A 20,183-nucleotide genomic window follows, 5' to 3' on the forward strand; every position below is an offset into this window, starting at 1 on the left:
CCCTGATTTCAGACTGCAATACTGATAGCTTCAGGGGAGCATAATTTGTTTTGAATTCGCAGGGACGTATTGGTAGTACGTTCCTGTTTTTTGCGCTTTCTTTACACCATAGGCACTAGTTAAAATTTAGAGTTATAACCTGATCATCCATTACAAATTCAAATTTCAGCGTCCTGCTCATTACGTTCAACACATTTCTGAGCGACTCCTGATTATCAAAAACCCCTGAGGCCTTTAAAGCCTTGGGATGTCCGTTTACGGTAATGGCCACGCCATACCAGCGCTCCAGAATTTCCACCATTTCGTCCAGGGAAGCTTCATCAAATTTCAGTATGCCTTCGATCCACAGGATCCTTTCCGCCGCACTTACCTGATATTTTTCCATCTGTGGAGAATCCGGAGAAAGCAATGACTCCTCTCCCGGATTCAGTTCTAAATAGGCATCTTTACCATGCTGGTTTAGTTTTACCTTTCCGGTGAGCAGGGTTACCGCTACCTGCTGGTCTTCATTAAATGTGGAAATATTGAATGAGGTGCCTAACGCAGTGGTAATAATGCCATTGGCCTCCACTTCAAAGGGATGCCCAGGATCTTTGGCTACTTCAAAGTATGCCTCCCCGTCAAGCTTAATAGTTCTGTCAGACTTAAAGTTTTCAGGATAAGTGATGCTGCTTTGTGAATTCAGATACACTACGGACCCATCTTCAAGCAGTACTTTGGTTTTTTGGCCTTTGGGATTGGTATTGGTAACAAAAACATCCTGAACTCCCAGAGTGTCATTTTGTTCTTTTTCCTGTCGGCTTTGGAGGAAAAAGACAGAGGTCAGTCCAAGAACCAAAAACACAACTGCTACCTTGAGCCAAGTAAGCCTGTAAATTTTTCTGATTTTTGGCTCTTTTGGCAGGAAAGGGGTGGAATAGCCGTCCTTCTTGCTGTTGATTTTTTCCCAAAGTTCATTGTTTTCAACTGCATGATCCGCCTCTTTGATCTTACTCGACCAAAATCGAATTATTTCTGCAGACAGCACATCTTCTGCCTCCTGACTTTCCAGGAATTCCAAAAAATCCTTTGCCTGTTCCCGGGAGAGTTTTCCTTCATAAAACTCCCTGCGTATCTTATTAAAATCCATACTTGGCCAATTACAAAACTATATAGCCTCGGAATGAAAAATCTACTCACTTGAAATGCGAAAAAATTTTGAAAATAATTGTTAAGCATCTAGATAATTTTTAACAATCACTTAACAATGGAATGAAAGATCGCACTGACTGCAATAAACAAAATACTTACCGATACTATTTCCAGCTGTGAAAGTCTTTTCTTAACCCATTTAGTAGCCCGGAATACCTGATTTTCCACTGTGCGCTGTGAAACATCCAATTTCCCGGCTATCTCTTCAAAGGATCTATTCTCCAGATGTCTCATTTTAAAAACCTGCTTTTGAGCCGGCGGCAGTTTTTCGATGATTTCCATAGAAATACTATAGAGTTCAGAATAAATCATGTCATCATCGGGAGTATGGGCAGACACCGGATCCATCTGCGGAATCTGGTACTGTTGGAAAGCAAAAAAACGGGCCTCCTTTCTGTTTTTCTTAATGACCAGAGATCTTATGATGGCAATTATATAGGCATTGATAGAAAGTTCAGGATCAAGCTTTGCCTTGTATTTCCAGATTTTCAAAAAAACTTCCTGTACTATTTCTTCGGCCTCCTCATGATTCAGCCCCATTTTTCTGGAGACATTGTAAATCTTTTTGAAAAATAGCCGAAACAGCTCCTCAAAGGATGATTCATCTCCCTGGGAAAGTTTTTTTACGAGGAGTTGTAAAGAAAGTGGGTCTGATTTTTCCAAGGTTACAGGTATTATAACAGCTCAAAGTAAATTGTTTCGAATCCCTCTTCAAAGCTGCCAATCGATCTGTAATAAAATGATAATATGAAATTAAAGTAAACTTCCCTGGAAAAAATTTGGATTTTATCTTAGAAATATCGGGTAAAAAAATCCCGTCTCATGTATTGCCCCTCCCACTCATCCTAATCACAAAAATATCAATGTAAGTTTGATGTCAGCTAGTTTGGAATGGTAGATGGGCCATTGATATTCCAGTTTCTGGAGATCAGGGTTGCAAAAATCTGCAGTAGAGTCAGTCCGGCTTCTTCGGGATAGGTATTTTGGGCAGCCAGGAATTGAACCCATGGTAAAAGGGAAAAAAACATCTTTCCTGCCTACAGATTCTGTGAGAACGGAGCTCGGTACAGGAGGCTGTAAGGGAATCTTGCTTATGGCCAATTGCCCACCGTTCTTGAGGAATTGAGTAACAATGTTGAAATATAATCAGCGCAATACCGTGACATGATCGGCATGCTTATTTCCCTTAGTATTAAGAAAACAAACAGGAGACGTTCAAGGCATCAAATCTTAATAGAATCAGGTTAAAAACCGGGAAATAAAAGGGTAAAAGTAGTACCCTGACCAGGTTTACTCAGCACGGATATGCTTCCTTGATGGTTTTCTACAATTCTTTTGCAAAGTGCCAGCCCAATCCCGGTTCCATTGAAGCTGGTGGTCAATCTTTTGAAAGGCTCAAAAACTTGGTCAGCATAGGCCTGGTCAAAACCCATTCCATTATCAGCAACTATAATGGAGTGTATCACCCCCTGCCCATCAAGAGATTTTGAAATGGAAGAAATTTTGATCTGGGGTCGGGCGAGATTGAATTTGACTGCATTGCTGATCAAGTTACTGAAGAGCTGATGAATCTGGACAGGAACAGCTTTGATCACCGGCAAATCCGACACTTCAATTATGACATTTTTTTCGGCAAACAATACATCAAATCCTGACAATACATCTGCTACTACGGTATTCAAATCCACTTCATAAAATTCTGTTCTTTCATATGAAAGTCTTGAATAATTAAGTACACCTTTTATCAATTGCACCATCTTTTCTGCGCTGGCATCTATTTTCCCCAAGTAGAATTCGAGGCTTTCCCGATCATCAATTTCGCTTTTGGCAAGATCTATAAATGCCCTGATTTTACGGATAGGCTCCTGCAGATCATGCGAAGTCACATAGGCAAATTCCTCCAGCTGTTTATTTTGCATTTCTATGCTTTTGGCATCCCGGTCTTTTTGTTCTTCGGCGAGTTTTCGCTCCGTGAGATCACGTGTCACTTTCGTAAACCCGATCACCTGGCCAAGTTCATCATGCAAGGCAGTGATTACGATATATCCCCAAAAGGCACTGCCATCTTTGCGCAGCCGAAACCCCTCGTGACTAGCCCTTCCATTATTCCTGGCCTCAGTGATCAGCTTGAAGGGCAAGCCATCCTGCTGGTCCTGGGGTAGATAGAATACACTGAAGTTTTTGCCCAATATCTCATCCTCTCTATAACCTTTGATTTTTTCAGCCCCCTTATTCCAGTTCAGTATATTTCCTTCGGTGTTCAATAAGATTATCGCATAGTCCTCTACCTGTTCAATCATTCGCTGGAATCGAATTTCATTATGGATAGCATCGGTATTGTCTTTCATGTGATTATAATTTGTGTTTTAAAGGCCACATGGAATCTCGCATGGTGAATAATCATCTCAGTGTGTGACGTTTTCGTCATGCTCGATTTCATGGTGTTGGTGAATTCAGGACAAAAGGCAGCTCAATTCCGGAAATTAATTTAGAAATAGTGTCTGTCAAGGTTTGTACTTTATGAACTTTGGTAAAGAAATGGGAGGCTCCTAACTTCTGACATTCTTCTATGTCTCCATGATAGGATGAAGTGGAAAAGATAACAATAGGTACATTTTCGAATCCCGGGATCTGGCGAATACGGGTAAGGCATTGTTTCCCCGACAGCAGTGGCATATTCAGATCCAAAAAGATGTACTGGGGTTTATGGGTTGAAGTTGCCAGCAAATCCAGGCCTTTACGGCCATCGGAGGCTGAGAGGTAGTGGATAGGAAATGGAACTTTTTTCAATGCTATATTAAAAAACATCCTGTCATCGGGGTCATCATCAATCAAAAGAAAGTTAATTTCGGATAGTTTGGTATAGATAGGCTTCAATTTTGGAAACGTTTATGGGTCGGCTAGGAGCTAAAGTTAATTGTTGTGGCCAATTAATGAAAGTAGGAGAACCGAGGACATAACCCAAGCTTTAATAAAGAATTTAGTCCGTTTCTCCCGCCCAATATTACAATGCCAGGGGCAGGATACGAAAATATTGATTTGAATAAAATTCCGTTTGTATAACCCAAACGCTACCGCAGTGGCTATTAACTGTCAGCTATGTGATCGGGATCATAAATCCCGATCAGTTCCTCAGCCCCATCTACTTCAATAGTTATTTATAAAAGAGAGAAAAAAAATAAATTATATGGTAGCCCTATTATATTTTGTATATGTAATTTCGGGTTAACTGTCAATAAACTATGCTTGATATCGTAATAGAATCCCGGCAGGCGGTAATAAGTCCTGGATTTTCCGTAAAACGCATTCTTCCATTCCAGTTAAGGAGAATGGTAGGCCCCTTTATTTTTATGGATCATGGCGGTCCGGTCAGTGTTCCCGCCACCACCAATCTGGATGTGTTGCCCCATCCCCATATTGGACTGTCCACTGTGAGTTACCTTCTTGAAGGTAATGTAACCCATAGGGATAGTCTTGGCGTGGAGCAAGTGATCAAGCCAGGAGAGGTGAACTGGATGACCGCAGGAAAAGGAATAGCTCATAGCGAGCGTTTTGAAGATCCCGCAGTACTGGCTGCCGGAGGACTGGAAATGATCCAAACCTGGGTTGCCCTTCCTGAAAAAGATGAGGAAACAGACCCTACATTTAAAAATTATACTGCGGAAGAATTGCCTGTTTTTACCGACAATGGGGTTTGGATGCGCCTGATAGCCGGAGATGCGTATGGGTTGACCAGTCATGTCAGGACAAGCTCCCCTTTGTTTTACCTGCACGTAGTACTACAAGAAGGTGCCCGGTTTGGGCTTCCCACGGGTCATAGCGAAAGAGGTGCCTACATTGTAAAAGGAAGTGTGGAAGTGAGTGGGGTCACTTATACAGCGGGTAAACTGTTGGTATTTACCAAAGGAGTCGATCCCCTGATTATTGCAAAGGAAAACACTACGTTGATGATGTTGGGAGGAGAACACCTTGGGAACCGATATATTTGGTGGAACTTCGTATCCAGCAGAAAAGAACGCATTGAGCAGGCCAAGGAAGACTGGAAGCAGGGAAGAATTCTTTTACCTCCTACGGATAATAAAGAATTTGTTCCCCTGCCTGAAGATAGGTCAAAGCCTGCCGGAGGGCCACCACCTAGTGCGCTATCCTAATATTCTGTTTGCTTCGATAAAGCAAACGCATATCTAGCTCCCTTTGGCACCTATCTTATATTGGACTCCATGATTCCTCCAAAAATCTGGTCTGAAAGATCAAGATAGCCCGGAGATACACATAGGCCATCCCCCCTATTGGGTTGTTCATACTTTTTTATATGTTTGCAGATTAGCACCCCATATGAACCATCACCCCATCCCCGAATAATCTCTAGTACCGCATGCTTTTCAATTCCCTTGATTTTGCTGTTTTCTTGCCGACAGTCTTTATTCTATATTGGTTTGTCTTCAAAAACAGCCTGAGGTCACAAAATTTCCTCATTGTAGCTGCCAGCTATTTATTCTATGGCTGGTGGGATTGGAGGTTTTTGGCTTTGATAGCATTTAGTACATTAGTTGATTATATCGTAGGCATACAGTTAGACAAAGTGGAAAATCCCTTTAGGCGTAAAGGTCTTTTGGTTTTAAGTCTATTGGTGAATATAGGTTTACTTGCCTTTTTTAAATATTATAATTTTTTCCTCGATAATTTTATTACAGCTTTTACATTTATGGGAATGCCTATTAAAGCACATACGCTGAATATTATTTTACCTGTAGGGATTAGCTTTTATACTTTTCAAACTATGAGCTATTCTATAGATATATATAGGAAAAAGTTACAGGCTACAAAGGATTTGGTGGCTTTCACCGCTTTTGTTAGCTTTTTTCCACAGCTTGTAGCAGGTCCCATAGAGAGAGCATCTAATCTACTTCCCCAGTTTTTTGAAAGAAGGAAGTTTGATTATCTACAGGCTACTGATGGGTTGCGCCAGATATTGTGGGGACTAGTTAAAAAAGTTGTAATCGCAGATAACTGCGCTGAATTTGCCAATACAATATTTAATAATTCCTCTGATTATGGGGGCAGTACACTACTGCTTGGAGCCTTGTTTTTTACTTTCCAGATATATGGGGATTTTTCCGGCTATTCTGATATCGCAATTGGAACATCAAGATTATTTGGATTTAATTTAATGCAGAACTTCGCTTATCCTTATTTCTCCAGAGATATGGCAGAATTTTGGCGCCGATGGCATATTTCCCTTTCCACCTGGTTTAGAGACTATGTATACATACCATTAGGCGGCAGCCAAGGAAGTAAAGGACAGCAAATAAGAAACATTTTCATCATATTCCTGATCAGTGGTTTCTGGCATGGTGCAAACTGGACTTTTATAGTCTGGGGTGCGCTCAATGCTATTTACTTCATTCCTTTGCTGGTATTTGGTAAAAACAGGAAAAACCTTGGGACTGTGGCCTTGGATAAAAGATTTCCAAGCGTCAGAGAAATGTTTGCCATGCTGGCTACTTTTTCTTTGACTGTCTTTGCCTGGATATTTTTTAGAGCCGAAAATATGAACCATGCACTAAGCTACATTTCCGGTATTTTTTCATCAAAACTATTTGAATTCCCTGCTTTCTCATTATTTCCGGGGGCAATCACCCTGCTTGTATTAATAGGCGGTTTTCTATGTGTGGAATGGAAAGGAAGATTCAGTCAATACGCTATTGCCGGGCTCAGACGTATCCCCAGTAAAGCGCGGAGATGGGCAATATATTTGCTGATCATCTTTATCATAGATGTATTCGGAAATACTTCCGAACAAATTGAATTCATCTATTTCCAATTTTAATGATATGAGTATGAAACCGTTCCTAAAACAAGCTTCGATTTTTATTTTGTTATTATTGGCTCTCAATTTTGCCATGTTCTTTTTAATTAAAGGTTTTTATATTAAGGGTTATGATGAAGTTGATTTAGAATATTCTGAATATTTACTTGCCGATTCTCATGGCACTCCATTAGGGGACTTTACCGAAATATATAATGTCCACAATTTCTCCAATCAAAGTGATTCTTATCTTGATATGGAACGTAAACTGAAATTTCTAATACGCAACACACCCGTAGAAAAAGTATATATCAGTGTAGATGACCACACACTTTCACCTACACGGGAGAATCAAAACAACCTGGATAGATCGGCATATTATACAGACAAATCTGATTACTCAAGTTATCACACATATCTATACGATAAATACCTAAAATATTATTTTGTTTTTCTCAATGAAAGATATAGCCTTATTATAAAAAATTTCATCCAGTTTGAGTTATTTGATTTTTCAAAATGGGGAGGAAGCAGATCTGGCAGTTCCTGGGAGAATCTATCTACCCTGCAACAAGAAGAGGTAAGCCAAGACCGTATCAATAACTACTTTGAATATTCTTATCCTTCCACAAGGATGTCAGATTCATTGCAACGGATCATTGCATTATGCAAAGCAAAAAATATAGAACTGGTAGGATTAAGATTTCCACTTTCCAAAACATATGTAGATATTTTGGATGATGAAAGCTACGATGCAGATGATGTATTACTTGAACATGATCTACCTATAATAGATTTCGATAGTTTATTTTTAGAAAAGGACCATATGTTTAGAGACATGGACCATTTAGACAAAGAAGGCGGGAAAATATTCGTTGATATTTTATTTGACAGACAAGAGAATGAGACTATACTATAGCATCCTTGAGTGATCTCAATAAGGTTTATTTAAGTATAACCAAGTAGAAAAAATCAGGAACAGTATAGGCATTTTTTCCAGTAGGCATAGGGAGAATATCCGTATCACGGGGATGAAGTTTACAAGCACGGGATTTCTGCTCCAAGGCTACAGTACCTATTCACCGTAGGCAGCGCTATGCGCTCAATAAAAGACTTAGTGTAACCTGCCGGTTCTAATTTCTTGTTCAATATAACTTGGGTTCGGTTACCCCTATTTTCAAATAGTTGTCTTTGTTCATTTCAAAGTGCATTTCAGTCATCCTATTAAGATATTCCTCAATTGGCTCAAGCCCAATTGAACTTCTCCTTACGTTAACATTTACACTGTCTTCTAAGCTTTTAGGGTATGCCTGGCCTGTTTTCAGGTTATAGGTAACCTGCGTGCCGTAAACTTGTTTTTCCCCGGTGTTAAGTCTTACACGGTCAACCAACAACCCATAGTTAGTTGGTTTTGCATTTTCATTTTCAACCTCGGTTTTCATTTTCTCCAAAACCTCTTTTTGAAATTCGGGATTGTGATCAGAATGTTGAACCATTAACCAAAAATTTTGAGAGCCGTCTTCCCCGGCCAAATCAAACCCTACAAATCCATATTCGTCAAAAATTTGTTTCAGTCTCTTTTGATGGGTAGTAAAAACACTATCTTTAAAAGAGTCCCATTTTTCGGCAGACCATTCTTTATATTTTCCTTGAGGGACAAAAGCTGCAATTTGGTCCACTTCAACCATTTTTTTAAGTTCATCAGTCAATTCTTGGTTGAATTCTACCTTTTCGGCAACTGCTTTTTGGTCGTCTTTTTTCCCACAACCAGCAATTAAAATCCCGACGGTTATTAGTATAAAAATTATTTTCATTTCATTCGATTTTTGTTCAGCATACAGCTAAAATATATACTTTTCAACACTACCTGCCCTATGCTGGGAGCAAATTAATAAATTACCCCACTTCAATCCATTCCTAATTGGGAGGGGGTCAGCACGGATAGCAAATCAATAGTGGTAATATCGAAAAGCACGAAGCGGGATAAGGAGTGTACCTGCTGCTTACCTCCTATTCAATTGTTTCTAAGGTATCGGTGAATGTCGCATTTCACTTTGTGCGCAGCAAACATAACGAGGGCCTAGCAGTTGGAAGGTTGCTGTTCATTATTTGATATCCCTAGTGACTTTATATCTTGTGCGACCAGTGATAAATCGCTGTTAAGTTGATGTCCTCCGCTTTCTATTTCCCGATACGTGGCGCGGCTAATGTGCTTTTTATAATCGTTCAGTTGAGAAAATGCTACTTCTTCATCGTCCTTACAATGATAGAAGAAAATGGGCGTTTTGCGGGGTAACTTATCAGCAAAATCCTTTTGAAGTTTTATGCCTTGTTTCCACTCTTCATTACCACTCCAAAAAGGTGGTGCGATAAGGAAAATCCCTCTAATCTTTTTGTGCCCGGAATTTTCAGAAAGACATTTTAAGATCATTGAAGCACCGAATGAGTGTCCCGCTAAAATGACATCACTTTTGCAGTTGGCAATTCTTTCTTCTAGTTGATGGCTCCAACCAAAATCTGGCAAAGACTCATCAAAATGTATTTCGGAATAGTCTATGTAATATTTTGTTCCTAGAGCTTTTTGTAGAGAGGTTACTAATTTCTTATCCGATTCGTAGCCCCCTTCTCCTCCCCCGTGGATAAATAATACTTGTTGCTTGATTTTCAATGTTTTCATTTTGTAGGATGGTTTTTTGCCCCGTTTGGTCAATGTAGTTTCCCGTAAATAGTGTCAATCTGCCTCCTGTGCCTTTGTCCATGTTCTATCATCATGTGGATCCACTCATAGCGGGAAAGTTTCCCAATACCGGGAAATTCCAGTGAGACACTAAACCCCTCAAGTTTCTTGGTTTTGATAATTTCGATTTGTTGCTCTTTTTGCTTTTGTAAAGTCCCAAGCAATGCCTTGAGCTTGTGGGGCGGTGGTCCGGGAGCTATACTTTTATCTGTTTTTGCCTTGCTTTCTTTATCGCGGAAGATTTCTTGTATCGTATTTACTTCTTGGTCATAAAGACGGTCTGCAGTCGATGTTAGGCCTTCGGACAGCGGGGCTATGATGTGCAGTTGTGATTTAATGATATGCTCAGCCACCTGACCTGCTGTCCAGCTTCCCTGGAAAGGTACAGCGTTCAATGTTTCAGCTGAAAATCTGGAAAGCGCGCTATCTAAATCTTGATGAAACGTTTCAATTTCATTTATAAGTTTTACCTGCTCTAATGGTTTTACGTTCATTTCTGATGTATTTATTTGGATGTCATCTGAGAGTATTTTGCCACTATGATTGATAGCAAAGATGGACACAAATAGTGCGGAGCAGATAGGACAATTAAGGAGTTGAATGGAACTTATGGGAAGTTCTTTCGAAACGCTTCTGGTGTAATTCCCATTTTTTTCCTGAAAAACCGAATGAAGTAAGAAACATCCATGTAACCGAGCTGGAAGGCAATTTGGCTTACCTGGCTAGGAGTTCCCAAAAGGTGCCGTTTTGCTTCAAGCAGTATCTGATCATCAATGAGTTCAGAAACTGTCTTCCCCAGCAGGGTTTTGGTAATCGAATTGAGTTGGTAAGGGGAAAGATGAACCATATCTGCAAAGGCAGCAACATGTTTGATCGTGCCTATTTTGGTTTCCAACAGGTATAGGAATTCCTGTAGTTTTTCCTGTTGATATTGATTTGTTTCCTCAGAAACGATTTGGTGCTTTTGATGATAGCGGAGGAAATGGATCAAAAGGATTTCAAGGCTTGATTTAATGACATGTTCAAATCCCAACTGTCTGGCTTTATATTCTGATAAAATAAGTTGAAAAACGGGGGACAATGTATCCACTTCATTTTCATCCAGAATGTAGAAATTCCTGCTGGTAGCTTTGCGCAATAAGGTATTATCCTTAATAGTAGATAAAAACTCAAAATCTTTGTTGAATGCCAGCCAATAACCTTCAGTTTCCGCCTTTAGTTCGAGTCGATGCACCTGACCGGGTCGCATTATAGCCAATGTGTTGTCCTCTATCCGGTGTGTGACAAAATCAATTTCATGCATGCCGTTACCCTTAGACACCAAGAGAAAAAAATAGAAGTCATGACGGTGCAAAGCTTGGTTCATATTCTCCCCGGAAAGTACTTCACTGATACTAAATACTCGGAAGCTGTCAAGCTCACCGAACTTTGGAGGGAGGATGGACCTAATGGGAAAGTCTTTCATACGTGGGACGTGATGTAAACCTAGTCAATCGATTGAAGTGCCTGATGGATCTTCTATGACCTTGCTGTACCTATTTCTAATTTTTTAACTAGTCAGTCTTGATGATTCCTGATTGTTTTATCATGCATTTTAACGATCAGGTTATATATAACCAAGAAGGGAAACTATCAATTAACGATGAATTGATCCCGGAATTTTACGGTTTTTGCCGATTCCTGTCGATACGGAGCATACTGAAAGCATGGTTCTTAAACACTAAACCAAGTTGCTGAATCTGAACTATCTTGCCCGCCTAATTGATATGAAAACTCAAGGTAGTACTGGCAAATAAAAGCAAATGTTGGTACTATGTCACATGCCCGCCAAAAAAAGCTATTTGATCACATTATTCTTATTAAGAGCCTTAAGGGCAGATTGCTTGTAATTCCTCCCTATGGGAATCTCTTTCTGCCCTACTTTCACTCCATACATCGTATAGGAAGACACCCAGGAAAAAGCGATGATAAAAGAACGATGGACCCGAATGAATCTATCATCCGGTAGTTTTTCTTCCATGTAGCCAATCCGTTGGTAGCTGACAATCTGCCCCTCCACCGTCTTGACTTTTACATAGTCTTTCATGCTTTCGATAAATAGGATGTCTTTCAAAAATACCTTTACCATCTCCCTATCCTCCTTAAGATACAAATAGGGTTCGTCCTTAGCTGTACCTGTATCTGATAAGCGATCTGTCGGCTTTTTACTGACAGCATGTACCTCATAGACTTTACTGATGCTTTTGAGAAACCGTTCAAACAAAACCGGCTTCAGCAAATAGTCAATGACATCCAGTTCGTACGCCTCCAGTGCAAATTCCCTATAGGCAGTAGTAAGGATCACTTTTGGTGGATTGCGCAAAGACCTTAAAAAATCCAACCCCGACACCTTGGGCATTTCTATATCCAAAAAAAGTAAATCAACATGGCTTTGGTGAACGACTTCAAATGCTTCCACAGCACTGGTGCAACTTCTGACCAACTGAAGTCCATCTACCTTTTCGATGTAAGACTCAATCAGCTGACGTGCCAAGGGTTCATCATCTATTACAATACAATTCATGGCCTGCTTGATTTTATCCGATTAAAATTTGTCTTTTAAAGGTCTATCCCTGTCTCGCACAGTTAATAATCGTGTATCAGTAAGTTGCCTGAAACATGCCTGTCTCAGACGTGCAAGATTTTATAGAACAGCCTGTTTACTGGACAATGATTTCTCGCTGTACTTTTTCCTATCTGAATCAGATATGGCTATCCTCAATACTGCCAAGAAGGTTTGCTCTTCGGAAAAAATCTTAAGTTCATGTCGTCCGGGGTAGATCAAATCCAGTCTTTTCCTCACGTTTTCCAATCCGATTCCCGACGGCAGATGGGGTGTTTTAGTTTCTGCCGCTTCCTTGCTGTTTTCCACTTTTATGATCAACGTATTTGCCTTGACCTGGATATCCACCGTCAGCCATCCACTGTCTCTTTCTTTGCTCAATCCATGTTTGAACCCGTTTTCAACGAATGGTAAAATCAAAAGCGGGGCAACCTGAATATCAGACGTTTCTCCATACACGTTGAGATTGATATCCACATTGGGGTCATATCTCAATTTTTCCAGCGCTATATAGTTTTGTAAGTATTGGATCTCTTTCTCGAGGAACACCTTTGGTTGATTGCTTTCATAAAGCATATAGTTCATCAACTCTGACAACCTATAGACAGTTTCCGGAGCCTTGTCTGAATGTTTCAAGGTAAGTACATACAGGTTATTAAGCGTATTAAACAGAAAATGCGGGTTGATCTGGGATTTTAGCACTTTAAGCTCGGCTTCCAGTTTTTCATTTTGAAGCTTTTGTGCTATTTCCTGCAATTCCCTCGTAGCCCGCTCATGAAGAAACCACAATTTGGTCATGTGAAAAGAAGCCAATATTGCCACCAATGAATATAAGGTGACTAAGGCTATGAATATCTTGGGAAAGTAAAAAAGAGGAACCTCGGTAGCTTCCGGCAGATAGACAGGGTATATCAGGTAATAAGCCTGTATCCTCATCAAAATGGCGAATCCAACGATGGATAAAATAAGCGCATTGAAAAACCATAAATACTTCCTTTTCATCAACAGACGGTCGATGAGAAAATAAATGGTAAAATACGTCGCCATCATTTTTATCGGCAATTCGATAAAGGAGGTTACGATCCTCCTGTTAAAATCTCCATCCACCATCCCCCAAATAAGCCCCTCGTACACCAACAGCGCACACCAAAACAATAAATGGCGAAGTGACTTGTGTCTAAGCCAAGTAGGTAGCCGGACAGGGAAAAGCCATATATCCTGGGTGAAATTGCCTTGAAGATGATCTCTCATTGCCTTAAAGTTATCAAATAAGTAGCTATAAGGTTGCTTTTTTAGACGAACAACCTATCTGTGCTACAAACAGCACTGACATACGGGAAATGGCATTTACTTCCTCAAATCCACTGTATGTAGATGCAGTGTTTGGATTGGGCTAAAAAACCGGTTTACGACCCCAACTTCATTTTTATTTGAGGTAAAACACGCTGCCATGAAAATCAACCCACTAGTTGCCGTCAGTAATACCTATCTGATCCTTACCCTTTTATTTGCGTCGGTTTTCTATCCAACACCGGTTCAGGCCAATGTCAATTCACCAAATCAAAGCGGCTTTCAGAACAATGACACCATCCGGGGTCTTCACATCAGAAACCACACCTACTATGAAGCAAAAGACCCTATCCGCTGGTTTTGCGAAAAATATGATATCCGGGATGCCTATATCCGGGTGAGTTTTTTGGATAGGTCTGATTTTTACGGAATGATCAGCCACCAGCAACCCAATATCTATTTTATCAGGTTAAGGAAGGGATGCCCAAATGTGGGAGTGGTATTGATGCATGAACTGATACACATGCATCAATATCACTCCGGACAACTCACCCAGTCTGAGCAGAAGTCTGTCATGTATCATGGTAGAAAGATCGACCTTGATGAAATCTCCTATAAAGAAAGGGAATTTGAAAAAGATGCCAAGAGAGATGGCCCTCTGCTGTGGAGGACCTATAAAAGACTCCAACGCAAGAGCAAACAAGAGGGAAAGGGCTAATCCGGATTCCTTAACCCGAATACATCACTAATCCTATTCCGGCCATCGATTGATCTTAGCTTTTGATAATAGGCAAATACTTTTCTTTGTTTTCGAAAGCTGCCCAAATAAGAATCGCCGCCATCACAAATGGGAGCGGATTGTAATCACCCAAAGTAATATGGTGCGCAAGGATTCCCACCATCAGCGGGACAAGTATCAGAATGCCCAATGCCCGCCATTTGGGAATGATAAGCAATGCTCCTCCTATAATCTCAAAGATGGCGATGAGTGGCATAAGCCAGGTAATCGTCATCATGGCCTCAAACATGGTCATTACCTCCTGCGGTAAATCCTCCGGCATGGGAATGTAGTTGAAAAACTTGTTGAGACCTGCGTTAATAAACATCAGTCCGGTCAAAAGACAGGCAACGAAAAGGATTTTATTTTTCATCTGATTATAATTTGTCTTTTAAGAGCCATATGGAATCTCGCATGCATTATAATCATCCCGGTGTGTGTCGCTTGCGTCATGCTCGATTTCATCTGATTACAATTTGATTTTTTATGGTCATATGGTTTATATGTATGTGTATTAGCGGATTAGAAGCAATTACCTTTCCGTTTAGCACAAAGTTTCTTAGAAGTACAGGTCTTAGATTTACCACTTCACCCGCTATTACTCATACACGCCGTTGGCGGTTCGATGTTCTTTCACACGGTTTTTCCTTTCAAAGAAGCATAAATTGCCATTGCGTGTCCGTGCCCCAACTCAAATTCTTCTTTTAACCAATCAGTTATCTGAGTTGCCTTCACAGTTAGTTCGCCATTTAGCAGAAAACCTTTTTCTTCTGCCAATTTTTTAAAATCATCAGGTGATTTACCTGTTTTCTTTTGAATGTTTTCTATGTAAGCTTGAAATGACATCTTCTTGAGGTAAAAATTATTGGAAATTAGTTTGACTATGTGCCTTACCTAAAGAAGTCGAAGTTACTATTACCCAAAGTGTGCAGGCTATAATCACTACTCGTCCTAAACCACCAATGGGTGTTTCAGGTGTCAACATTCCGTTGGTTTCTGCAAGATATATTCCCATTGCAGCAATCACCACAATTTCGGCAATTAAAACCAATCCAGTCATTGCCAATACGCTAACTTTAAACGGCTTTAGGTTTCCTCGCTTTAAAAATTGAAAGCTGATGAAGATTGTGGCAATAATAAAAAACGCTAACAATCCTGCTGCCCCTGCGTGTATGCTTCCACTTGTTGTCATTTGTTCTGGTAGGGTATCAACAGGGTCTGTATTGAATATTCCTGCAAGGAAATTACCAATGGCAGCGATTACCAAAAATATCCCGCCAATTTTTGCACCTGAAGTTTGGACATTTTTGAATAAATATATTCCAAGCGCCAAAAATGACACCCCAAGCAAGATAAATGCGATGTTCATTAGCCAACCTAATTTTCCAAGTGCATACATACTGATAGGTTGCCAACCTGGATTGATATCTGGGTTAACAATGTGGTGTATTAATAAGATGCCAATAAACCCAATAGCAGAAATCTTTGAAACTTTAAGTGCATTCATACCTAGTTGTTTTGAAAATTGATCATCCAATTGATACCATATTTATCTTGAAAGCTTCCGTAGTATGCCCCCCAAAACATTTCTTGAATTGGCATTTCCACCACACCGCCTTCTGAAAGTTCGTCAAATAATCGCTTTGCCTCTTCCTTTGATTCAGGCTCTAAGTTGATGTGCATATTGTTGCCTTTATTCACAGTCATACCAAACTCTTTAGGTGCGTCTGTTCCCATTAGAATGTGTCCACCAAGAATGGGCAACTCAATGTGTAAGACCATTTTTTTGACTGATTCAGCCATTGGTGGTTGGTTAGGGTCTGCGGGTACTTCTCCAAATCGCTGAATGCCGTTGATAAACTCTGATTTGAAAGCTTTTTTGTAAAAGTTAAATGCCTCTTCCGTATTGCCTTGGAAGTTAAGATAGCTTGCTACTCGTGCCATATTGTTTGTTTTATTCTGTTTGCGTAATCTGAATTGGGATTCAATGTATTGATCAAGGTTTTCAAGACCGGCTGTAAATCCTTCCTTGAAGCCCATATCAATGATTTTTTCAAGGTCTTCTAAGGTGTCAAAGCTTAACAGGATATTGACTAGGGTTTCTTCTCCTTGTCCTGAAAAATTGTTTTCCCATTTATTTCGGGGGAGTGAAGCGTTAGGGTTTCCATCTTCATCACAAAAACCATCTAAGGCTGAAAAAAACTCTTGTGGAATGATTTTGATGTAATCTACCATACCCCAATGTTTTTCTCCTTCGGGGCTAACCATTGCATAGTGCCAATGACCACCTTCTCTAAAATCCATTGATTTGGTTTGCGCTGTCCAAGGTTTGGGAGCCCACCACTGGTCGAGAATTTCCGCTTCTGTCCATGCAGACCATACTAAGTCGATTGGAGCGTCGAACGACCGCTCCACTTTAATTTGATTGTTTGCCTTGTCAACATTGAAGTTGAATAAAATTGCCTTGTTCATTTTCTTGTTAGTTTTAATTGTTCCAAAACGTTGTCTAATTGGTTGAATCGTTTGGTTAACAGTTGCTTAAACTGCTCCAACCATTTTTCTATTTCTTTCATTTTGTCGGCATTTAGATGGTAGTGAATTTCCCTGCCTTGTTGTTCTTGCCTTACAATTTCACATTCAGAGAGAATTTGAAGATGTTTTGATACCGCTTGCCTGCTTGAGTTGAAATGTTCCGCCATGGCATTAGGTGTCAAAGCACCCACAGTCAGGAGCATAATTATAGCCCGTCTTGTGGGGTCTGCAATGGCTTGAAATACGTCTCTTCGTGTTTTCATTTTCTTTATATGCTACTATATGGTTGCAAATATATGCGCAATTATTTGATTGCACAAATTTTTCTTTGATTGCTTTATTTAAAAAATCTAGATAACCGAGTTGTGATTTGCCTTGCCGCTAGTCTGATTTACGCGGCTACGATTTCAAGCCTGTTAGACGCTGGGATTATTCTTGCTCTTGGCAGCATAGGTTAACACTACAATACCTGACTTTGATTTTTCAAAATCAAGCAGTTCCAGTCCGATTCTTTCTTTAATGTCTTTGAAAACCGGTAAGCCATTTCCAATGATGACAGGATGGACGGCAAGTCTATATTCGTCCACAAAACCTAAATTCATTAGTGTGTTAATCAATTTCCCACCACCATAAAGCCATATATTCCCATTGACTTTTTGCTTAATTTCTAAGATGTTTTCTTTTATCTTCGAATTGATGAAAATTGCTTTACTGTCATCTCCTTTCTTGGTTCTTGAGAAAACGTATTTTGTTTTACTGTGCAATAGTTTATACGATTCTTTAAGTTTTGAGCTTGCCTTTTCATCCGGTTGGTAATTTCCCCAAAGATCATAACTGACCCTTCCATAAAAAATCGCATCGATTCCATCAAGAATATCGGCCAGAATATCTCCAAAATCCTTTTCCTCCTCTTTGACAAGCCAGTCAATTTCTCCGTCAGGCCCTGAAATATATCCATCTAAGGTCACTGCCAAATCTACTATAATCTTTCCCATCTTATTTTTTTGCTGGTCTCCAAATGACTTTGACTCCGTTTATATTTTTCTTTTTCAGCTGAATATCCTCTCGTATTTCAAATCCGTTTTTGCGGTAAAATCCGATCGGCGATTTATAGTTTTCCCCATTTTGCTTAGGTTCACTGTCCTTGTCTATCACCCAGCCGTTCAGCTCCGGGGTTAGTTCTTTTGCCTGATTTAAAAGTTTAGACCCCAATCCCCAGCCATGCAGGGAGGAATCCAAAAGCATGGCAAAACATTGTTCATCCGCTCGTATAAAATAGATAAGCCATCCTTTTACTGCTCCGCTTTCATCCAAAAGCAATAAGTGGTTCTTCTCGGAGAGTGCATCAAGGTATTGGTCAAAATCTGCTAAACTGCGATGGCTTAATGCCTTTGGGTATTCGCTGTTCCACAGTTCAATGATCTCATGTTTTTGCCTCTCATTTAAGGTTTTGGTTTCTATAAAATCCATGTTTGATTTTAAACTAAGCTAAGACTTTCAGTACTATTAGAGAGCTCCCGATTGCCAGTGGAGCTTTTATTATCCTGAATTTATACCCTAAGCAACCCCCGAAATCCCCTGGCCGCATAGAAAGAGGGAGCACTGTTATGAAAGGTAAAGACATGACCGTAACGGTGGTCGCAGAAAAGAGCGCCACCGAGCTTTCTGATGTCATCAGGGGTTTTGATCCAGCTCTCCGTTTTCGTATCGAATGGCCCAAACTTTTGGAGTTCGCGGTACTGTTCTTCATCCAATAATTCAATACCCATTTCTGCTGCGATATCAACAGCGTTTCCTCCCGGGTGTATTCCCTGCTTTTCCCTTTTTTGCTGTCCTTCTTCATCGTAGCATATGCTTCTTCTATCAGCAGGACTTTGCTCAGAACAATCACAAAAAATGTATTCTTCTGTCTTTTTATCATAAGAAATAACATCAGGTTCACCTCCTGAGCTTTCCATTGCAAACAGCGAAGACATTTTTTTGGGGTGGGATTTCAGTTTCGTATGAACGTCCGTCCATTCAAGACCTTTGTGCCTGTTCTTATTCTTCTCAAAACGGGACTTCAATGTCTCCAGCAATTCTTCTCCTTGTTTTGGTGAAAATTTCAACTGTATTTTAACCTTGGGTATTGGTTTGCCGCTTCCTTTAGATGATGTTTTAGCCATTTTTTGTCCTTTCTAGGTTAAAAATTTAGATTCGAAATGATTGTATTTACCGTGTCCCCTGAACGATGATTTCATTTGACATTTTGTCAATAACACGTTGGTTTCTTCCCCTTAACTTAGTTTAAATTCTTGAACGATAAAAGACAGTTTACCAAGATGCATGCTCGTTTCCGCTACATTACGTTACCGAGAGGATCTTCCGAGATGATAGGTTACAACACTCCTGTTTTATCCTGCTTGACCCAGAAAATAAAGCAGTACAGTCAGGCACACAATAATCAAAGTCCCAATAATTATATCTTTCAATTTCGGAGCTGCCCCGTTTCTCAAGACCTTAAAGCCAAGAGGCATAAGTGCAATGCAAAGTCCTGTGACTGCTATAATGGAGACCAATGATGTTCCCTTAAGGACTCCCAGCATCAGTGCAGACATCAGCCCAAGGGCAATTGATTGCAACAGCCCGAGGGCTTCGGAAAGATATGAGCCCACTGCCAAAATTAACCAACCGAACATAATTGTACTGTTAAGGGTCGCAACAATAGAAAATGCGCCATAAGAATCTGCTACTGTTTTGGTGGCAGATTCCAAGCCTTGGGTGTCAACCAGAAGAAATGCCATATGATCGACACCGCCATGAAATGTACGTGCAAAAAGCCCAAGGACAACAAATGTACCTCCCCAGATTGCCAACCGTCTTTTTTTCTGACCTATTAATCTAACCAGAGTCAAGATACCGGGCCACAATAAAATATTGCCGACAACAAAAAAGCTATACGCAGTTTTGATAAGAAGTGGATGCTCCTGATACGCTTGAAGCTGCTGCGGAAAGAAAAAATTATACTTCATTCGAAGCAACAGCCCTGTAAGTACGAGAAGCGGTGCAAGTACCATGGAGAGGCCACCCACATAGCGGCCGGGAAACCAAAAATCCTCGTTACCCTGTAAATCCCCCGTATTTCTGTTCAGCAAGTTCTTCATGGTTATTCCCGGTAAACGCTAACAAAATAGTAAAGAATACGGAATATATTTTTCAGGGACATTTTACACAGATTAATTCTCATGACAAGGAACACCACGTA

General features: G+C 40.2%; 24 protein-coding genes. 4 read left to right on the plus strand and 20 right to left on the minus strand.

Annotated elements, in window-relative coordinates; genetic code table 11:
* Positions 1-115: 115 nt before the first annotated feature.
* From AS141_RS15285 to AS141_RS15300, 5 genes are all read right to left on the minus strand, one after another.
* Positions 116-1,129, minus strand: a complete 1,014-nt coding sequence (locus tag AS141_RS15285; protein ID WP_057938545.1) for a FecR family protein — start codon at positions 1,127-1,129, stop codon at positions 116-118.
* A 107-nt stretch (positions 1,130-1,236) separates the two neighbouring features.
* Positions 1,237-1,854 carry an RNA polymerase sigma factor gene (locus tag AS141_RS15290; protein WP_057938546.1) on the minus strand — a complete coding sequence of 206 codons (618 nt, stop codon included), beginning with the start codon at positions 1,852-1,854 and terminating at the stop codon, positions 1,237-1,239.
* Positions 1,855-2,072: 218 nt separating this feature from the next.
* A complete protein-coding gene (locus tag AS141_RS26610; RefSeq protein WP_157243488.1) occupies positions 2,073-2,219 on the minus strand; it encodes a hypothetical protein in 147 nt (48 codons plus the stop codon).
* Between the two features lie 216 nt (positions 2,220-2,435).
* Positions 2,436-3,539 carry a sensor histidine kinase gene (locus AS141_RS15295; RefSeq protein WP_057938547.1) on the minus strand — a complete coding sequence of 368 codons (1,104 nt, stop codon included), beginning with the start codon at positions 3,537-3,539 and terminating at the stop codon, positions 2,436-2,438.
* Between the two features lie 88 nt (positions 3,540-3,627).
* Entirely contained in the window at positions 3,628-4,068 is a 441-nt protein-coding gene (locus tag AS141_RS15300; protein ID WP_057938548.1) for a response regulator, read from the minus strand.
* 365 nt (positions 4,069-4,433) lie between these two features.
* Between AS141_RS15300 and AS141_RS15305 the strand changes: the two genes are divergently transcribed.
* The 3 genes from AS141_RS15305 (at position 4,434) to AS141_RS15315 (ending at position 7,919) form a co-directional block, all read left to right on the plus strand.
* Positions 4,434-5,342, plus strand: a complete 909-nt coding sequence (locus AS141_RS15305) for a pirin family protein (RefSeq protein ID WP_057938549.1) — start codon at positions 4,434-4,436, stop codon at positions 5,340-5,342.
* 224 nt (positions 5,343-5,566) lie between these two features.
* Positions 5,567-7,021: an MBOAT family O-acyltransferase gene (locus AS141_RS15310; protein ID WP_057938550.1), complete on the plus strand. Its 1,455-nt coding sequence runs from the start codon at positions 5,567-5,569 to the stop codon at positions 7,019-7,021.
* Positions 7,022-7,031: 10 nt separating this feature from the next.
* On the plus strand, positions 7,032-7,919 hold the full coding sequence (locus AS141_RS15315; RefSeq protein WP_057938636.1) for a hypothetical protein: 888 nt from the start codon (positions 7,032-7,034) through the stop codon (positions 7,917-7,919).
* Between the two features lie 226 nt (positions 7,920-8,145).
* Here the strand turns inward: AS141_RS15315 and AS141_RS15320 are convergent, their stop codons facing one another.
* From AS141_RS15320 to AS141_RS15345, 6 genes are all read right to left on the minus strand, one after another.
* Entirely contained in the window at positions 8,146-8,814 is a 669-nt protein-coding gene (locus AS141_RS15320; protein WP_057938551.1) for a DUF6624 domain-containing protein, read from the minus strand.
* Between the two features lie 266 nt (positions 8,815-9,080).
* Entirely contained in the window at positions 9,081-9,677 is a 597-nt protein-coding gene (locus AS141_RS15325; protein WP_232424934.1) for an alpha/beta fold hydrolase, read from the minus strand.
* 29 nt (positions 9,678-9,706) lie between these two features.
* Positions 9,707-10,231, minus strand: coding sequence for a DinB family protein (locus tag AS141_RS15330; RefSeq protein WP_157243489.1), 525 nt, complete (start codon positions 10,229-10,231; stop codon positions 9,707-9,709).
* A gap of 113 nt (positions 10,232-10,344) precedes the next feature.
* Entirely contained in the window at positions 10,345-11,202 is an 858-nt protein-coding gene (locus AS141_RS15335) for an AraC family transcriptional regulator (RefSeq protein WP_057938553.1), read from the minus strand.
* 372 nt (positions 11,203-11,574) lie between these two features.
* Positions 11,575-12,300, minus strand: a complete 726-nt coding sequence (locus tag AS141_RS15340) for a LytR/AlgR family response regulator transcription factor (RefSeq protein WP_057938554.1) — start codon at positions 12,298-12,300, stop codon at positions 11,575-11,577.
* Between the two features lie 120 nt (positions 12,301-12,420).
* On the minus strand, positions 12,421-13,590 hold the full coding sequence (locus AS141_RS15345; protein WP_057938555.1) for a sensor histidine kinase: 1,170 nt from the start codon (positions 13,588-13,590) through the stop codon (positions 12,421-12,423).
* Positions 13,591-13,789: 199 nt separating this feature from the next.
* On the opposite strand from AS141_RS15345, the gene AS141_RS15350 reads away from it, so the two are divergent.
* Positions 13,790-14,347 carry a hypothetical protein gene (locus AS141_RS15350; RefSeq protein WP_057938556.1) on the plus strand — a complete coding sequence of 186 codons (558 nt, stop codon included), beginning with the start codon at positions 13,790-13,792 and terminating at the stop codon, positions 14,345-14,347.
* A gap of 55 nt (positions 14,348-14,402) precedes the next feature.
* Here the strand turns inward: AS141_RS15350 and AS141_RS15355 are convergent, their stop codons facing one another.
* The 9 genes from AS141_RS15355 to AS141_RS15395 form a co-directional block, all read right to left on the minus strand.
* A complete protein-coding gene (locus AS141_RS15355) occupies positions 14,403-14,780 on the minus strand; it encodes a DoxX family protein (RefSeq protein WP_057938557.1) in 378 nt (125 codons plus the stop codon).
* Between the two features lie 260 nt (positions 14,781-15,040).
* Positions 15,041-15,253, minus strand: a complete 213-nt coding sequence (locus AS141_RS15360; RefSeq protein WP_057938558.1) for a DUF4287 domain-containing protein — start codon at positions 15,251-15,253, stop codon at positions 15,041-15,043.
* A 16-nt stretch (positions 15,254-15,269) separates the two neighbouring features.
* A complete protein-coding gene (locus tag AS141_RS15365) occupies positions 15,270-15,914 on the minus strand; it encodes a DUF998 domain-containing protein (protein WP_057938559.1) in 645 nt (214 codons plus the stop codon).
* 2 nt (positions 15,915-15,916) lie between these two features.
* A complete protein-coding gene (locus tag AS141_RS15370; protein WP_057938560.1) occupies positions 15,917-16,879 on the minus strand; it encodes an SRPBCC domain-containing protein in 963 nt (320 codons plus the stop codon).
* The gene (locus tag AS141_RS15375; protein ID WP_057938561.1) at positions 16,876-17,202 is read right to left on the minus strand and encodes an ArsR/SmtB family transcription factor; all 327 of its coding nucleotides are present in this window, start codon (positions 17,200-17,202) and stop codon (positions 16,876-16,878) included. Before AS141_RS15375 ends, AS141_RS15370 begins: the two co-directional genes overlap by 4 nt.
* 153 nt (positions 17,203-17,355) lie before the next feature.
* Complete coding sequence (locus AS141_RS15380) at positions 17,356-17,934, minus strand: dihydrofolate reductase family protein (protein ID WP_057938562.1); 579 nt, start codon at positions 17,932-17,934, stop codon at positions 17,356-17,358.
* Position 17,935: 1 nt separating this feature from the next.
* Complete coding sequence (locus tag AS141_RS15385) at positions 17,936-18,409, minus strand: GNAT family N-acetyltransferase (RefSeq protein WP_057938563.1); 474 nt, start codon at positions 18,407-18,409, stop codon at positions 17,936-17,938.
* Between the two features lie 80 nt (positions 18,410-18,489).
* Positions 18,490-19,104, minus strand: a complete 615-nt coding sequence (locus AS141_RS15390) for a DUF4256 domain-containing protein (protein ID WP_087149429.1) — start codon at positions 19,102-19,104, stop codon at positions 18,490-18,492.
* A gap of 228 nt (positions 19,105-19,332) precedes the next feature.
* A complete protein-coding gene (locus AS141_RS15395) occupies positions 19,333-20,082 on the minus strand; it encodes a hypothetical protein (RefSeq protein ID WP_057938564.1) in 750 nt (249 codons plus the stop codon).
* Positions 20,083-20,183: the final 101 nt, after the last annotated feature.

Origin of the sequence: Algoriphagus resistens (assembly GCF_001442615.1) — a bacterium.
GTDB lineage: Bacteria > Bacteroidota > Bacteroidia > Cytophagales > Cyclobacteriaceae > Algoriphagus > Algoriphagus resistens.

Coding starts and splice junctions, on each gene's coding strand:
- AS141_RS15285 (WP_057938545.1), bottom strand. CDS start 1,129: ATGGATTTTAATAAGATACGCAGGGAGTTTTATGAAGGAAAACTCTCC.
- AS141_RS26610 (WP_157243488.1), bottom strand. CDS start 2,219: ATGTTTTTTTCCCTTTTACCATGGGTTCAATTCCTGGCTGCCCAAAAT.
- AS141_RS15295 (WP_057938547.1), bottom strand. CDS start 3,539: ATGAAAGACAATACCGATGCTATCCATAATGAAATTCGATTCCAGCGA.
- AS141_RS15305 (WP_057938549.1), top strand. CDS start 4,434: ATGCTTGATATCGTAATAGAATCCCGGCAGGCGGTAATAAGTCCTGGA.
- AS141_RS15310 (WP_057938550.1), top strand. CDS start 5,567: ATGCTTTTCAATTCCCTTGATTTTGCTGTTTTCTTGCCGACAGTCTTT.
- AS141_RS15315 (WP_057938636.1), top strand. CDS start 7,032: ATGAAACCGTTCCTAAAACAAGCTTCGATTTTTATTTTGTTATTATTG.
- AS141_RS15320 (WP_057938551.1), bottom strand. CDS start 8,814: ATGAAAATAATTTTTATACTAATAACCGTCGGGATTTTAATTGCTGGT.
- AS141_RS15325 (WP_232424934.1), bottom strand. CDS start 9,677: ATGAAAACATTGAAAATCAAGCAACAAGTATTATTTATCCACGGGGGA.
- AS141_RS15330 (WP_157243489.1), bottom strand. CDS start 10,231: ATGAACGTAAAACCATTAGAGCAGGTAAAACTTATAAATGAAATTGAA.
- AS141_RS15335 (WP_057938553.1), bottom strand. CDS start 11,202: ATGAAAGACTTTCCCATTAGGTCCATCCTCCCTCCAAAGTTCGGTGAG.
- AS141_RS15340 (WP_057938554.1), bottom strand. CDS start 12,300: ATGAATTGTATTGTAATAGATGATGAACCCTTGGCACGTCAGCTGATT.
- AS141_RS15345 (WP_057938555.1), bottom strand. CDS start 13,590: ATGAGAGATCATCTTCAAGGCAATTTCACCCAGGATATATGGCTTTTC.
- AS141_RS15350 (WP_057938556.1), top strand. CDS start 13,790: ATGAAAATCAACCCACTAGTTGCCGTCAGTAATACCTATCTGATCCTT.
- AS141_RS15355 (WP_057938557.1), bottom strand. CDS start 14,780: ATGAAAAATAAAATCCTTTTCGTTGCCTGTCTTTTGACCGGACTGATG.
- AS141_RS15360 (WP_057938558.1), bottom strand. CDS start 15,253: ATGTCATTTCAAGCTTACATAGAAAACATTCAAAAGAAAACAGGTAAA.
- AS141_RS15365 (WP_057938559.1), bottom strand. CDS start 15,914: ATGAATGCACTTAAAGTTTCAAAGATTTCTGCTATTGGGTTTATTGGC.
- AS141_RS15370 (WP_057938560.1), bottom strand. CDS start 16,879: ATGAACAAGGCAATTTTATTCAACTTCAATGTTGACAAGGCAAACAAT.
- AS141_RS15375 (WP_057938561.1), bottom strand. CDS start 17,202: ATGAAAACACGAAGAGACGTATTTCAAGCCATTGCAGACCCCACAAGA.
- AS141_RS15380 (WP_057938562.1), bottom strand. CDS start 17,934: ATGGGAAAGATTATAGTAGATTTGGCAGTGACCTTAGATGGATATATT.
- AS141_RS15385 (WP_057938563.1), bottom strand. CDS start 18,409: ATGGATTTTATAGAAACCAAAACCTTAAATGAGAGGCAAAAACATGAG.
- AS141_RS15390 (WP_087149429.1), bottom strand. CDS start 19,104: ATGGCTAAAACATCATCTAAAGGAAGCGGCAAACCAATACCCAAGGTT.
- AS141_RS15395 (WP_057938564.1), bottom strand. CDS start 20,082: ATGAAGAACTTGCTGAACAGAAATACGGGGGATTTACAGGGTAACGAG.